Consider the following 13,331-nt stretch of genomic DNA (forward strand, 5'->3'; position numbering starts at 1 on the left):
CCCGGTTCAGCGCGGCCGCCGCCCGTGCCGTATCCACTCCCACCGGACGACGCTGACCACGAAGGGCGCCACCAGGGCGGTCAACGCCCACAGGCCGACGCTCGCCGGGGAGTAGATGACGGGGTGCCAGGCGACCGGCAGCAGCGACGGGGCGAGCAGCGCCACCAGCAGCACCGCCCAGGTCGCCGCGAACACCCCCGCCAGACGCGGGAACCACATGGCCGCCCCCCCCTTCTCCCTACAGCTCACCCACCCTGCACCACCCCGCATCGAGGATCTCGCGCGGGCTCAGGGGGCGCCCATCACCAGCCCCTCGATGGTGTGCTTCTGCGTGATCGGGGTCAGCGTCTCGACCACCGGGCAGTCCAGGTGGCGGCGGACGCGCTCCGGCAGGCTCTCCCAGTAGGCCCGGGTGACGGCCGTGTCGTGGCGGTCGGCGTTGTCCGCCTCGGGGCCGTCGAGGCCGAGGACGAGGACCGGGCGGGCCCTGGCCGACGCGTTCCGGGTGCCACGATGGATGGTCAGGGCGCTGCGGGCGGAGATGTCCCCGCGCTGCGGGTACTTGCGGACGGCCAGCCCCTCGTAGCGCCCGTAGCTCTCACGGGGCGGGAACATGCCGTGGGCGAAGTCGGGGCTGTCGTCCCACTGGGTGCCGGGGGCGATCTCGAAGGGGCCCATGTCCTCGGCGGTGTCGACGGCGGTGACGTTGAAGGCGAGCGAGGTGAGGCGGCGTTCGGCCCGGGTCTCGTCGGGCGCGGGGAAGTCGCGGTGCCACGGCTGGTCGACCGCGCCTTCGAGCGGCACGTCGAAGCCCAGTTCCACGATGCGGTAGTCGGGGCCGAGGACGGCGGTGGCGACCGACCGGACCCACGGGTGGTCGACGAGGGTGACGAAGCCGCGCAGTTGCTCGGGGTGGATCTCCACGTAGTAGCGGTGCGGGCCGCGCCCGACGGCGCCGCCGGGGCGGGCGCGCGCCTCGGCGAAGGCGACGTCGATGTCCTCCCGGAGCCGGTCGGCCCACTCCGTGCTGAAACCTCCCTTCAGGGCGGTGATGCCGTCTTCGTAGAGGTGCGCCACGTCCTGCGTCACGTCGACGTCCAGCTCTGCGGGACTGACGCCGGGAAATGCGGTCACGGTCGTTCTCGCCTTCTCGCGGAGGGAAGTTCCGTCCTCAGACTGCCTCGTTGAATGCAACGTGGCAATAGCCGGGAGCGAGGCCCTTGGCGCCGGCCCGTCCCGTGCGAGGATGACCGGGTGAGCAGTCGTCTGAAGGATGTGGCCGCGCGGGCCGGGGTCTCCCCGCGCACCGTGTCGAACGTCGTCAGCGGGTCCGGGTCGGTGGCCCCGGACACCCGGCGGCGCGTCCAGGAGGCCATCGAGGAACTCGGCTACCGGCCCAACCTCGCCGCCCGCACCCTGCGCGCCGGCCGCACCGGCGTCATCGGCCTGGCCATCCCCGAACTCCACTCGCCCTACTTCGGCGAACTGGCCGGGCTCCTGGTCGACGAGGCCCGGCGCCGCGGCTGGACCGTGGTCATCGACCAGACCCGGGGCGAGGCCGAGGCCGAACGCCGGCTGCTCGCCCAGGGCGGCGGGCGGGCCGTCGACGGCCTCATCGTCAGCCCCTGGGCGCTCTCTCCGGCGGAGCTGGCCGCGACCGCCCCGGCCGTGCCCGTGGTGATCCTCGGCGAGCGCAGCCCGCAGGGCGCAGCCGACCATGTCGCCGTCGACAACGTGGCAGCCGCCGACGAGGCCACCACCCACCTGGTCCGGAGCGGACGGCGCCGCGTCGCCGCCATCGGCCTCCAGCCGCACCTGCACAACGGCACGGCCCTGCTGCGCGCCGAGGGCTACCTCCGCGCCCTGAACCGGGCCGGGCTCCCCCACCCGCCCGGCGCCCAGCAGCCCGTCACCGCCCTGCACCGGGCCGACGGCGCCCGCGCCATGGCCGCCCTGCTCGACGGGCCCGAACCCCCCGACGCCGTCTTCGCCTTCAGCGACGAACTCGCCCTCGGAGCACTCCACGTGGCACACGAGCGCGGGGTGCGCGTCCCCGGGGAGCTGGCGATCGTCGGCTTCGACGACATCGAGGACGGCCGCTACAGCCACCCTCCCCTGACCACGATCGCCCCGGACAAGCACCAGATCGCCCAGCGTTCCCTCCAGTGCCTCGCCGACCGCGTCCACAGCCCCGGCAACACCGTGCCCCCGCAGGAACTGACCGTGCCCCACCGGCTGGTCCGGCGCGGCACCGCCTGAGCGGACGCCCCGCCCGCGCCCCCGGCCCGAAGCCTCAGCCCGCGTCGCCCGACCCCGCCCCCGCCCGCCACCGCGCCGGGTCGATCCGGCCGCCGTACAGCGGGAGTTCGAGCGGCGCCTGCCCCTCCTCGAAGGGGTTCCAGACGCGGGTGAGCCCGGCCGTTCCGTAGGCGCGGACCCGGCGGGCCTCCCCGAGGTCGAGGACATCCGTCACGAGCTGTTCCGTGGCCGAGGCGGCCTCGGCGCGTACCCGCCCCTCGGGGTCGACCACGAGGCTGCGGCCGATCCCGTCCGGCTGGGCCGCGTTGACGCTGGCCATCGCGACCTGGTTCACGATCGCGTGGGCGCGCGCCAGGACCAGTTCCTGGGCGCGGTCGACGGTCGGGGTGCGCACCAGGTTCAGCACCAGGTCGGCCCCTTGCCACGCCAGGTGGCGGCTGACCTCGGGGAACCAGGCGTCGTAGCAGATGGACAGGCCCACCCGTCCGTGGCCGGGCAGGTCGAAGGTGACGAACTCGGCGCCGGCGGCAGTGGTCTCGTAGGGCCGCCAGGGGAAGATCTTGCGGTACGCGGCGACGCGCTCGCCGCCGGGCGAGTAGACGGGGGCCGTGTTGTAGATCCGGCCGTCCTCGCCGCGTTCGTAGAGGGTGCCGGGGACCAGCCACACGCCCGCCTCGCGGGCGATCCGGGCCAGCGCGGCGTCGCGCGGCCCGTCCAGCGGCTCGGCGGCCGCCCTCATGACCTCCCCAGGGTCCTCGTCCGGCCGCTGGCCGGACAGGTGCAGCTCGGGGAAGGCCAGCAGCCTGGTGCCGGGGTGGGTGCGGGTGATGCGGCGTACGTCCGCCGCGAAGGCGTCCAGGGCGCCGGCGGAGGCGTGGTGGCGGGCGGCCGACTGGACCAGGCAGATCGGCAGGGGGCTGGTCATCGGGGCAACTACCTTCCGGACGGGGGCGGAGGACGGGCGGAGGGCGGCGGCCTCAGCGGGCCGGCGCGTGGGTGGCTCTGGGGACGAACTCGGTGGGCAGGACGAGGCGTTCGCCGGCCCGGTCGACCTCGCCGCCGATGCGCCGGACCAGCAGCCGGGCCGCCTGGCGGGCGAGTTCCCCGAGGCCGTGGCGGACGGTGGTCAGCCGGAAGACCTCCCAGGCGGCCATCGGCAGGTCGTCGAAGCCGACGACGGTGAGGTCGTCCGGGACCTTCACCCCGGCCGCCAGCGCCGCGTTGAGCACGCCGATGGCGACCACGTCGTTGCCGCAGAAGACGGCGGTGGGCGGGTCGGCCGCCGCCAGCAGGGCCGGCAGCGCCTCGTACCCCGTCTCGTACGCGAACGGGCCGCGGGCCACCCGGTCCTCGGGCAGGCCGATGCCGGCGTCGGCCAGCGCCAGCCGGAAGCCCAGCTCGCGGGCGCGGCCCGTGGTGGTGTTGGCGGCGCCGAAGACGCCCGCGAACCGCCGGTGGCCCAGGGGGACGAGTTCCCGGGCCACGAGGCGTCCGCCGCCCTCGTTGTCGACGACGGAGGCGAAGTCGCCGGGGCGGCCGGTGTCCCGGTTGAGGAAGACGTGGGGCGTGCCGCGCCGCTCCAGCAGGGCGGGGAGGCGGGAGTCGGTGGTGGCGGTGGCGAGGACGACGCCGTCGAGCGACTGGTCCAGCAGCCGTTCCTCGGCGACGGCCTCGTCGGAGCGCTCGGTGACGAGCATCATCCGGTAGCCGAGCCGCTCCAGCTCGTCGTGGAGCGGGGCGACGACGTGCGGATAGAACGGGTTGGTCAGGTCGGTGACGATGACGCCGACGCGCCGGGTGGCCCGCGTCGACAGCGTGCGGCCGGCCTCGCTCGGCACGTACGCGAGCAGGGCGGCGGCCCGCCGGACCTTCTCCCGCGTGGCCCGGGAGACCCGGGGGTCGTCGCGCAGGGCACGGGAGACGGTCGGCTGCGAGACCCCCGCCAGTCTCGCCACGTCGTGACTGGTGATCGCCATGTTCTCTCCTCGTCCACGCCGCGCCCCACCCGCACCCAGCACCCAGCACCCAGCACCCAGCACCCGCGAGCGGCCACAGTATACGTATGCCGACACCGCCGCCTGAGGCCCCTCTCGCGGAGGGATCTTCGGCCCCAGCTCTTGACAGGACCCTCGCATGGGGCCTGTCATGGCACTGCATACGTATTCCCCATTGGCCAACGAAGGAGCCACCGTGCCCGATGTCGTCGTGACCACCGCGGAGCTGGGGCAGCGCACCGTGCGCCGCAGCGACTTCGTCTCCTGCAACCAGGCCTTCATCGACTGCCGCACCCCCGGCTCGGACCGGAAGGAGAACTACGCCATGATCGGGCCGGGCGTTTCGCAGTCCTCCGGCCAGGTCGTCAACCTGCGGCTGCCGCACGGCTACAACATCGGCGCCGCCGCCATGCCGCACGGCATCACCAACAACCTCCACCTGCACTACACCGCCGAGGTCTTCGTCTGCACCGCGGGCGAGTACCTGCTGCGCTGGGGCGCCGACGGCACCGAGGGCGAACTGCTCCTCAGGGCCGGGGACATCGCCTCCGTACCGACCTGGATCTTCCGGGGCTTCACCAACACCGGCCCGGACGACGGCTGGATGTTCACCGTGCTCGGCATGGACGACACCGGCGGCATCATCTGGGGCCCCTCGGTCCTGCGCGAGGCCGCACAGCACGGCCTGCACCTCACCGCCGACAACCAGCTGGTCGACACCGTCGCCGGGGACACCCTCCCGCCGGAGTCCGAGCTGATCACGCCCATGGCGCAGGAGTACATCGACCGGCTCCGCCACTACAGCCCCGAGGAGATGCGGCGCCGGGTCGCCGCCCGCGACGACCTCGTCTGGTCCGACCGCCCCTTCCTCGACAGCACCCTGCCCGGCGGCGGCGCCCGGCTGAGCTGCGTCATCGGCTACGGCATGACCGAGGACGCCCACCAGGAGCCGCGCGTCTTCAACCCGCACGGCCACAACGTCGCCTGGCTGCGCGCCGAGCCCGGCCAGGGCGTCTCCCCGCACCGCCAGCACGAGACGCAGACGCTGATCGTCCAGAGCGGCGAGTGGGAGGTCACCCTCAACCGCACCGACCCCGTCTCGGTCCGCCTGGGCCCGCGCGACATCCTCTCGGTGCCGCAGGACGCCTGGCGCACCCTGCGCAACACCGGCGAGGAGGAAGGCGACCTCCTGGTGGTCAACTCCGGTGACGCGCGGGTCCGCCTGGAGTGGGACGAGGAGGTCGTGAAGGCCGCCGCCGACGCGGGACTGGGCCTGGACCACAACGGCTACGTCGCCCCGTACGCCCTGCTGCCCCGCTCCGCGCGGCGCTGGTGACCGGCGTGCCGCTGCCGCTGGTCGTGGTCCCGGGCATGCTCTGCGACGCCGCCCTCTGGTCGGACGTGGCCTTCCCCGAGGGCCACCCCGTCCACCACGTGGCGCTGCGGCACCCGGACGTCGGGGCGCTCGCGGACCAGGTGCTGGCCACCGTGGAGGGCCCGTTCGTGCTGGTCGGGCTCAGCCTGGGCGCCATCGTCGGGTTCGAGGTGCTGCACCGGGCGCCCGGACGGGTCGCCGGGCTCTGCGTGATGGCGACCAACGCGGCGGGGCCGCGCCCCGAGCAGTACGCCGCGTGGCGGGAGCTGGACGGCCTCGTCGCGGCCGGCCGGTTCCCGGAGGTCGTCGAGCGGACGCTGCCGGACATGTTCCCCGGCCGCCAGGTGCCCGACGCGGGCGCCGGGCGCTACCGCCGCATGGCCGGCGCCGTCGGGCCCGGCGCCGCCCGGCAGCAACTCGCCGCCCAGGCCACCCGGCAGGACCGCTTCGCGGCGCTGCGCTCCGCCGACTGCCCCGCCCTCGTCCTCAGCGGCGGGCGGGACACCCTGTGCCCGCCCGCCTTCCACCACGCCATCGCCGCCGCGCTGCCCCAGGGACAGCTGCGCGAACTGCCCGACGCCGGGCACCTGGTGCCGTGGCAGCGCCCGGACGCCGTCAGCACCGCCGTGCGCGACGTGGTCACCGCCGTCAACGCCGCCGCCTGACCGGCGGCAGTCCCCTTCTCCTTCTCCCAAGCCCCACCCCAGCGATGTGAGAGAGCCGTCATGCCCCGATTCCTCAAGTCCCCCGTCCCCGCCGCCCAGGTGACCGCCGCCCGCGCGGACGTCGCCGACCGGGTGCGCGCCATCCTCGACGACATCCGCGAGCGCGGCGACGAGGCGGTACGCCAGTACTCGGAGAAGTTCGACAACTGGAGCCCCGGCTCCTTCCGCCTCTCCGCCGGGGAGACCGAGCGCATCGTCGCCGGTGTCCCCGAGACGGTCCTCGACGACATCCGCTTCGTGCAGCAGCAGGTGCGCACCTTCGCCCAGGCGCAGCGCGACTCCCTGCGCGACGTCGAGATCGAGACGCTGCCCGGCGTACGACTGGGCCACCGGCACGTCCCGGTCTCGGCGGCCGGCGCCTACGTGCCCGGCGGCCGGTACCCGCTGACCGCCTCGGCCCACATGACCATCGTGACCGCCAAGGTCGCGGGCGTCCCCCGGGTCGCCGCCTGCACGCCGCCCATCCGGGGCGAGATCCCGGCCGCGACCGTCGCGGCCATGCACCTGGCGGGCGCCGACGAGATCTACCTGCTCGGCGGCGTCCAGGCGGTCGCCGCGCTGGCCGTGGGAACCGAGACCATCGGCAGCGTGCCGATGCTGGCCGGGCCCGGCAACGCGTACGTCGCCGAGGCCAAGCGCCAGCTCTTCGGCGAGGTGGGCATCGACCTGTTCGCCGGACCGACGGAGATCCTGGTGATCGCGGACGAGCACGCGGACCCCTTCGTGGTCGCCGTCGACCTGCTCTCCCAGGCCGAGCACGGCCCCGACTCCCCCGCCGTCCTCGTCACCACCTCCGAGGAGCTGGGGCGCGAGGTCGAGCGGCACGTCGAGCGGCTGCTGCCCGGGATGCCGACCAAGGACTTCGCGGAGCCGGCCTGGCGCGACCACGGCGAGATCGTCGTGACCGACACCCTGGACGAGGCGTTCGCCCTCGCCGACACCTACGCCAGCGAACACGTGGAGGTGCTGACCGAGAACCCGCGCCAGGCCCTGACCAAGATGCGCGACTACGGCGCGCTCTTCCTCGGCGAGGGCACCTGCGTCTCCTACGGCGACAAGGTCATCGGCACCAACCACGTCCTGCCCACCCGGGGCGCCGCCCGCTACACCGGCGGCCTCTGGGTCGGCAAGTACCTCAAGACCGTCACCCACCAGGAGGTCACCGACACCGCCTCCTCGGCGCTCCTCGGCGAGGTCTGCGGACGCGCCGCCCGCGTCGAGCTGTTCGAGGGCCACGCCCGCTCCGGTGATGTCCGCGCCGCGAAGTACGGCGGCAAGGCGCTGCCGTGGAACGAGGAGGCGGGCGCATGACCTCCCGTACCGAACCTCCGCTCGCCGGGCGGACCGCGCTGGTCACCGGGGGCGGCAGCGGACTGGGGCGGGCCGTCACCCGCGCCCTGCTGGCCGACGGCGCCCGGGTGGTGATCACCGGGCGCGACGCGGAGAACCTGAAGCGCACCGCCGCCGAGCTGGGCCCCGGCGTCCTCCCCCAGGTCTGCGACGTCTCCCGCCCCGCCGACGTCGAGGCGCTCGCCGGGGCCCTGGCCGACGAGGAGATCTCCGTCCTGGTCAACAACGCGGGCGTCGCGGGACCGGTGGCGCCGCTGACCGACATCGCGCCGGAGGAGTGGGACGAGGTCTTCGCCGTCAACGTGCGCGGCGTGTACCTGATGTGCCGGGCGTTCCTGCCGGCCATGACCCGGCGCGGCTTCGGCGACGTGGTCAACGTCGCCTCGGTCTCCGGCAAGCGCCCGCTGCTGCGCCGCGCCCCGTACTGCGCGTCCAAGATGGCGGTCATCGGCCTGACGACGACCCTGGCGGGCGAGGTGGGGCCGCAGGGGGTGACGGTCAACTCGCTCTCCCCCGGGCCGGTTTCGGGCCCGCGCATGGAGCGCAACTTCCGCCTGGAGGCCGAGCGCACGGGCAGCAGCTACGCCGAGGCCGAGGAGGCGTTCGTCTCGCGGGCCGCGCTCGGGCGGATGGTGACCGAGGACGAGGTCGGCGAGGCGGTGCGGGCGATGCTGCGGATGCGCGGCCTGTGCGGCGCGGACATCGACCTCTCGGCGGGGATGGTGGCCCGTTGACCGCCCCCCGCACCCCGCGCCGCGGCCTCAAGCGGCGGCTGGCGGACGGCGAGTCGCTGCGCGGCGCGCTGCTCCGGCTGCCCTCGGAGACGCTGGTGGAGATGGCGGCCGTGGCCGGCCTGGACTACGTCCTCCTCGACTGCGAGCACGGCCCGGCGGACACCGCCCTGCTCCAGCAGCACCTCTGGGCCGCCCAGGCGCACGGCCTCGACGTCCTGGTACGCGTCGGCACCGGCGAACCGGCACTCGCCCTGCGCTGCCTCGACCTGGGCGCCGCCGGACTGGTCTTCCCGCACGTGGACAGCGCCGAGGACGCCCGGCGGGTGGTGGCCGCCAGTCACTACCCGCCCCTGGGCGAGCGGGGCTTCGCCACGTACAGCAGGTCGGGGCGGTTCGGCACGGTCACCGCCGCCGAGCACGTGGCGGCCTCCCGCGAGACCCTGGTGATCCCGATGATCGAGACCCGGGGGGCCTGCGAGGCGGCCGGGGAGATCGCCGGCACCGAGGGCGTGGACGCGGTCCTCGTCGGCCCCGCCGACCTCGCGGCGGACTGCGGCTTCCCTGCACCGGAGGTGGTCTCCGACCTGGCCGGGCAGGCGCACCGGGCCACCGCCGAGAACGGCCGCACGGTGATGGCGATCGTCCCGGGCCTCGCCGCGGCCCAGGCGGCCGAGGAGGCGGGCGCCCGCCTGGTCGTCTTCAACACGGCGCAGGTCCTGATGGACACCTTCGCCGCCCTCGCCCGGCCCGCCGAGGCCCCGTAGGCCCGCCGGGGCCCCTCACCCCGAACCGCCTGACGGAGGCGCCCCACCCGGTTCGCCGCGCGCCTCCGTCAGCTCCGCCCGGCTCCGCGCACAGCCTTCGCCGCACCCTGCCCCAACCCTTGACGCCGCTCGTCGGGGAACTCTACGGTTCACCTCTAGTTCATACGTATGCAGACCCTAACCGCCGCGCGATCGGAGCAGCCATGTCCTCTGCAGCGCCACCCCGCACCGCCCCCGCGTCCGCCCCCGGCGAAGCCGAGAAGCGGAGCGCGATCCGACGGGCCATCGGCGCCGGCAGCGTCGGCAATTTCGTCGAGCAGTTCGACTACGGCCTGTACGGCTACATGGCCCCGATCATGGCCCCGGCGTTCTTCCCCGAGAGCGACCGGACCGTGGCGGTGCTCGGAACGTACGCGATCATCGCCATCGCCTGCCTGGTCCGTCCGCTGGGCGGGACCCTGCTGGGCCGCTGGGGCGACCGGCTCGGCCGCCGGAAGACGCTGCTGTGGTCGCTGGTGGCGATGGGCGCGGCCACCGCGCTGGTCGCCGTGCTGCCCACCTACCACGCGGTCGGCATCCTGGCCCCGCTGCTCCTGCTGGCCCTGCGCGTGGTGCAGGGGGTCGTCTCCGGCGGCGAGTACGTCGGCGCCGTCGCCTTCATCGTCGAGTGGGCCGAGCCGAACCGGCGCGCCTACTACACCTCGTACGCCTCCAACAGCTGCTTCGTCGGCACCCTCGCCGGCGCCGGCGTCGCCGCGCTGACCAGCTGGGTGCTGCCCGACGAGGCCCTGTACTCGTGGGGCTGGCGCCTGCCGTTCCTGCTGGCGATCCCGCTCAGCCTGGTCGGCCTGTGGATGCGCCGGCGCATCGAGGAGAGCCCGGAGTTCGTGCGGGCCACCGAGGACGGCACCGACGTGGTCAAGTCGCCGATCATCGAGGCGCTGCGCACCCAGTGGCGCCCCATCCTGGTCTACTGCGGCATCTCGATCATGCTGGCGATCCTCTCCTACACCTGGGTCACGTTCTATCCGCAGTACCTGACGGACACGCTCGGACTGCCCCGCTGGATGGGGCTGGCCTCCAACGCCATCTCGATCGCCGTCCTCATCCCCTTCCTGCCGCTGGCCGGCAAGCTCTCCGACCGCATCGGACGCAAGCCGATGCTCCTCATGGGCGCCGTGGCCTGCATCGTCCTGGTGCCGCTCGCCTTCTGGGTGGGCGAGAAGGCCACCTTCGGGGCCGCCGTGGCCAGCCAGCTCATCTACCTCGTGCCGGAGTTCTTCCTGACCGGCATCGTCACGGTCTGCGCGGCCGAACTCTTCTCCACCCGCACCCGGTTCAGCGCCAGCGCCATCGCGTACAACAGCTCGTTCTCCGTCTTCATGGGGATCACCCCGTTCGTCGCGACGCTGCTCGTCTCCACCTTCGGCACGATCTACGCCGTCTGGGCCTACCTGGCCGTCGGCGCGGTCCTGGCCCTCGTCGTGGTCACCTTCTTCATGACGGAGACGTACCGGAGCCAGCTGGGCGCCGACAAGTTCCCCCGCCGCCCGGCCCCTCGGCGCCCCTGAACCGGTGCCCGGCACCCCTTGCCCGGCGCCCCCTCCCCCAGCCACTCTGTACATACGCATTCACACCACTGGAACGGAAGCACCACCATGGCCCTGGACCCCGTCGCGTACCTCCCCTACAAGGACCCGGACGACTTCATCCGCGAGGTGACCGACCGCATCTGGGTCGCGCGGGACATCGCCCACATCGTCGACAACTACGAGCCGGACTCGATCGTCCACGCCAGCCTCGGCACGGTCGTCGGGCGGGACGGGGTCATCGAGGGCAGCACGATGCGGATGGCCTCCTCGCCGGGCCACGTCGGCCAGGCCGAGGACGTGGTGTGGGAGGCGCGCGGGGAGGACGCCTTCCTCAGCTCGCACCTGGTCTTCTCCGCCGACGAGCACCTGGCCGGCGGCCGCAACATCCGGGTCCGCAAGCGCACCGTCGCCAACTGCCTCTACCGGCGCGGCCGGATGGTCGAGGAGTGGGTGGTCCGGGACGACCTGGCCGACTGCCTCCAGCTGGGCATCGACCCGGACGAGGCCGCCCGTGGCCTGACCTTCCAGGGCTGGACCGGATCGATGACCGAGGACCCGCCGCAGGACGTCCTGAAGGAGGGCGTCAGCGGCCCGCGCCCGGACGACTTCCGGCCCGAGTGCGAGATGGTCCTGGACTTCATCGACCAGGTCTGGTCGCAGCGCCGGCTCAACAAGGTCCACGACTTCATGGCGCGGGACCTCTTCCTGCACACCATCGGCGACCGCACCGTCATCCGGCCGGAGCGCTACCAGGCCGACCTGCTGGAGATGGTCGGCCCCTTCCCCGACGCCCGCTTCGCGGTGCGCGACGTCCAGACGCACTCCTCCGAGCGGTACGCCGGCCTGCGCGTCGCCGTGCTGTGGACCATGCACGGCACCTACCGCGGCACCCCCGCCTTCGGCCCGCTCACCGGCAAGCCCGTCACGGTCATGGGTGTCTCGCAGTTCCTCGTCCAGGACGGCCGCATCGTCAAGGAGGTGCGCGTCTACGACGAGATCGCCCTGCGCGCCCAGATCAACGCGGGCCGCGAGGAGGGCGGCGACGTCGAGGTCAACATCTACTGACGGGCCACGGGGGTCTTCCCCAGGATCAGCTCCCGGTGCGAGGCGATCAGCCCCTCCGGGAGCTGGTCCGGCGCGTACCACCCCGCGTCCAGGATCTCGCGCGGGTCCAGCCGCAGCGTCCCCCCGCTGAGCCGGGCCTCGTAGGCGGCCTCGGCGCGGAGGCGGTAGCCGCTGGTGAGGCGGACCAGGGGGCCGGGGGTGACGTCGAGGTTCGTCTCCTCCTTGACCTCGCGGACCACGGTCTGCTCGAACGTCTCGCCTCGGCGGGCGTAGCCGGTGGGCAGGCCCCAGGGGGTGTCCTTGCGCCACAGGCGGTGGTGGAGGAGGAGGACGCGGCCCTCGTCGTCGCGGACCACACCGGTGACGCCGACCATGAAGGTGGCGTGCGCCAGCCACATCACCCGCCATTGCAGCGGGCCGCGCAGCCGGTGCCAGAGCGCGCCGATGAAACGGTTGACCATGTCCGCACCTCGTCCTTCGCACCGCCGCCGCCCGTCCCTGGCAGCGTACGAGGCCAGGGCGGCGGGCGGCGACGCGGCACGGGGGCGGCCGGGGGCAGGGGGGCGTTCGCCGGGTGCGCGGGCCCGGTTCCGTAGACTCGGGACCATGACTTCCGCCTGACGTTCCGCATCCGCCCCGCCCCCGGCCGCCGTGTGCGCTCCTCGCACCCCCGCCGGGGCAGCCGCACGCGCACGCACCGGAGTCACCGTGACCGACCAGCACCCCCTTTTCGCCGCCCTCACCGGGCTCGCCGCCCGCCCCGCGCCCTACGCGCTCCTCACCACCCCCGAGCTGTGGACCGACCCGCACCTCGCCGGGCGGATGCTCGCCGCCCACCTCGACCCGGCGGTGGACCTCTCGACGTACCGGGCCTCCTTCGTGACCCGCGCCCTGACCTGGCTCACCGAGAAGTTCCAGGTCCGGCCCGGGGTGCGCGTCGCCGACCTCGGCTGCGGGCCCGGCCTCTACGCGGCACCGCTGGCCCGGACCGGGGCCCGCGTCACCGGCATCGACCTCTCCGAGGGCTCACTCGCGTACGCCCGGCGCGAGGCGGCGCGGGAGGGGACGCCGGTCCGGTACGTCCAGGGCGACTACCTGGAGTGGGGCGACGCGGCGGCGGAGGACGGTGAGCGGTACGACCTCGTCCTGCTCGTCATGCGGGACTACTGCGCCCTCGCCCCGCACCAGCGCGCCCGCCTCCTCGCGGCCGTACGGGAACGGCTGGCGCCGGGCGGGTCGTTCGTTCTCGACGTGGACGCGGTGGCCGCTTTCGCCGGGGTGGAGGAAGGGTGCGCCTACGCGCCCGGGCTGATGGACGGCTTCTGGTCGCCCGAGCCGTATGTCGGCTTCCGGCACACCTTCCGGTACGCGGAGGACGAGGTGCCGGGCGGCGGACCCGTCTCACTCGACAAGTACGACATCCTCACGGCCGACCGGCACCGGGTCTTCTGCAACTGGGTGCGCCACTTCACC

General features: G+C 73.9%; 13 protein-coding genes and 1 pseudogene. 9 read left to right on the forward strand and 5 right to left on the reverse strand.

Going from position 1 to position 13,331, the window contains the following annotated elements; genetic code table 11:
- Positions 1 to 6: 6 nt before the first annotated feature.
- Both OIM89_RS11695 and OIM89_RS11700 read right to left on the reverse strand, forming a co-directional pair.
- Entirely contained in the window at positions 7 to 219 is a 213-nt protein-coding gene (locus OIM89_RS11695) for a hypothetical protein (RefSeq protein ID WP_030699324.1), read from the reverse strand.
- Positions 220 to 288: 69 nt separating this feature from the next.
- Positions 289 to 1,134, reverse strand: coding sequence for a phytanoyl-CoA dioxygenase family protein (locus OIM89_RS11700; RefSeq protein ID WP_195730528.1), 846 nt, complete (start codon positions 1,132 to 1,134; stop codon positions 289 to 291).
- A gap of 120 nt (positions 1,135 to 1,254) precedes the next feature.
- Between OIM89_RS11700 and OIM89_RS11705 the strand changes: the two genes are divergently transcribed.
- A complete protein-coding gene (locus OIM89_RS11705) occupies positions 1,255 to 2,259 on the forward strand; it encodes a LacI family DNA-binding transcriptional regulator (RefSeq protein WP_151168426.1) in 1,005 nt (334 codons plus the stop codon).
- 34 nt (positions 2,260 to 2,293) lie between these two features.
- Here the strand turns inward: OIM89_RS11705 and OIM89_RS11710 are convergent, their stop codons facing one another.
- The gene (locus tag OIM89_RS11710) at positions 2,294 to 3,184 is read right to left on the reverse strand and encodes a carbon-nitrogen hydrolase family protein (protein WP_264491241.1); all 891 of its coding nucleotides are present in this window, start codon (positions 3,182 to 3,184) and stop codon (positions 2,294 to 2,296) included.
- Positions 3,185 to 3,236: 52 nt separating this feature from the next.
- Positions 3,237 to 4,235, reverse strand: coding sequence for a LacI family DNA-binding transcriptional regulator (locus OIM89_RS11715; protein ID WP_030699320.1), 999 nt, complete (start codon positions 4,233 to 4,235; stop codon positions 3,237 to 3,239).
- A 214-nt stretch (positions 4,236 to 4,449) separates the two neighbouring features.
- Here OIM89_RS11715 and OIM89_RS11720 point away from each other — a divergent pair, with 214 nt between their 5' ends.
- From OIM89_RS11720 to OIM89_RS11750, 7 genes are all read left to right on the forward strand, one after another.
- Positions 4,450 to 5,589 (forward strand): cupin domain-containing protein, encoded by a 1,140-nt coding sequence (locus tag OIM89_RS11720; RefSeq protein WP_047467921.1) that lies wholly within the window; start codon positions 4,450 to 4,452, stop codon positions 5,587 to 5,589.
- Positions 5,590 to 5,594: 5 nt separating this feature from the next.
- Positions 5,595 to 6,293, forward strand: coding sequence for an alpha/beta fold hydrolase (locus tag OIM89_RS11725; RefSeq protein ID WP_226964263.1), 699 nt, complete (start codon positions 5,595 to 5,597; stop codon positions 6,291 to 6,293).
- 60 nt (positions 6,294 to 6,353) lie between these two features.
- Positions 6,354 to 7,664 carry a histidinol dehydrogenase gene (gene hisD / locus OIM89_RS11730; protein ID WP_264491242.1) on the forward strand — a complete coding sequence of 437 codons (1,311 nt, stop codon included), beginning with the start codon at positions 6,354 to 6,356 and terminating at the stop codon, positions 7,662 to 7,664.
- On the forward strand, positions 7,661 to 8,437 hold the full coding sequence (locus OIM89_RS11735) for an SDR family NAD(P)-dependent oxidoreductase (RefSeq protein WP_030699316.1): 777 nt from the start codon (positions 7,661 to 7,663) through the stop codon (positions 8,435 to 8,437). Before hisD ends, OIM89_RS11735 begins: the two co-directional genes overlap by 4 nt.
- The gene (locus tag OIM89_RS11740; RefSeq protein ID WP_037665603.1) at positions 8,434 to 9,201 is read left to right on the forward strand and encodes an HpcH/HpaI aldolase family protein; all 768 of its coding nucleotides are present in this window, start codon (positions 8,434 to 8,436) and stop codon (positions 9,199 to 9,201) included. Before OIM89_RS11735 ends, OIM89_RS11740 begins: the two co-directional genes overlap by 4 nt.
- Positions 9,202 to 9,404: 203 nt before the next feature.
- Entirely contained in the window at positions 9,405 to 10,772 is a 1,368-nt protein-coding gene (locus OIM89_RS11745; RefSeq protein ID WP_037665602.1) for an MFS transporter, read from the forward strand.
- Positions 10,773 to 10,859: 87 nt separating this feature from the next.
- Complete coding sequence (locus OIM89_RS11750; RefSeq protein WP_030699313.1) at positions 10,860 to 11,858, forward strand: ester cyclase; 999 nt, start codon at positions 10,860 to 10,862, stop codon at positions 11,856 to 11,858.
- Here the strand turns inward: OIM89_RS11750 and OIM89_RS11755 are convergent.
- Complete coding sequence (locus tag OIM89_RS11755; RefSeq protein WP_047142820.1) at positions 11,852 to 12,319, reverse strand: NUDIX domain-containing protein; 468 nt, start codon at positions 12,317 to 12,319, stop codon at positions 11,852 to 11,854. The genes OIM89_RS11750 and OIM89_RS11755 overlap by 7 nt on opposite strands.
- A gap of 361 nt (positions 12,320 to 12,680) precedes the next feature.
- Between OIM89_RS11755 and OIM89_RS29985 the strand changes: the two are divergent.
- Positions 12,681 to 13,322 (forward strand): annotated as a pseudogene (locus OIM89_RS29985) (SAM-dependent methyltransferase); the annotation flags it as partial.
- Between the last annotated feature and the right edge of the window lie 9 nt (positions 13,323 to 13,331).

The organism is Streptomyces sp. BI87 (assembly GCF_025957665.1).
GTDB classification, from domain to species: Bacteria; Actinomycetota; Actinomycetes; order Streptomycetales; family Streptomycetaceae; genus Streptomyces; species Streptomyces albidoflavus.

Bases quoted from the DNA above. Each gene is read 5' to 3' on its own strand.
- OIM89_RS11695 (WP_030699324.1), bottom strand. From the start codon at position 219: ATGTGGTTCCCGCGTCTGGCGGGGGTGTTCGCGGCGACCTGGGCGGTG.
- OIM89_RS11710 (WP_264491241.1), bottom strand. From the start codon at position 3,184: ATGACCAGCCCCCTGCCGATCTGCCTGGTCCAGTCGGCCGCCCGCCAC.
- OIM89_RS11715 (WP_030699320.1), bottom strand. From the start codon at position 4,235: ATGGCGATCACCAGTCACGACGTGGCGAGACTGGCGGGGGTCTCGCAG.
- hisD (WP_264491242.1), top strand. From the start codon at position 6,354: ATGCCCCGATTCCTCAAGTCCCCCGTCCCCGCCGCCCAGGTGACCGCC.
- OIM89_RS11735 (WP_030699316.1), top strand. From the start codon at position 7,661: ATGACCTCCCGTACCGAACCTCCGCTCGCCGGGCGGACCGCGCTGGTC.
- OIM89_RS11745 (WP_037665602.1), top strand. From the start codon at position 9,405: ATGTCCTCTGCAGCGCCACCCCGCACCGCCCCCGCGTCCGCCCCCGGC.
- OIM89_RS11750 (WP_030699313.1), top strand. From the start codon at position 10,860: ATGGCCCTGGACCCCGTCGCGTACCTCCCCTACAAGGACCCGGACGAC.
- OIM89_RS11755 (WP_047142820.1), bottom strand. From the start codon at position 12,319: ATGGTCAACCGTTTCATCGGCGCGCTCTGGCACCGGCTGCGCGGCCCG.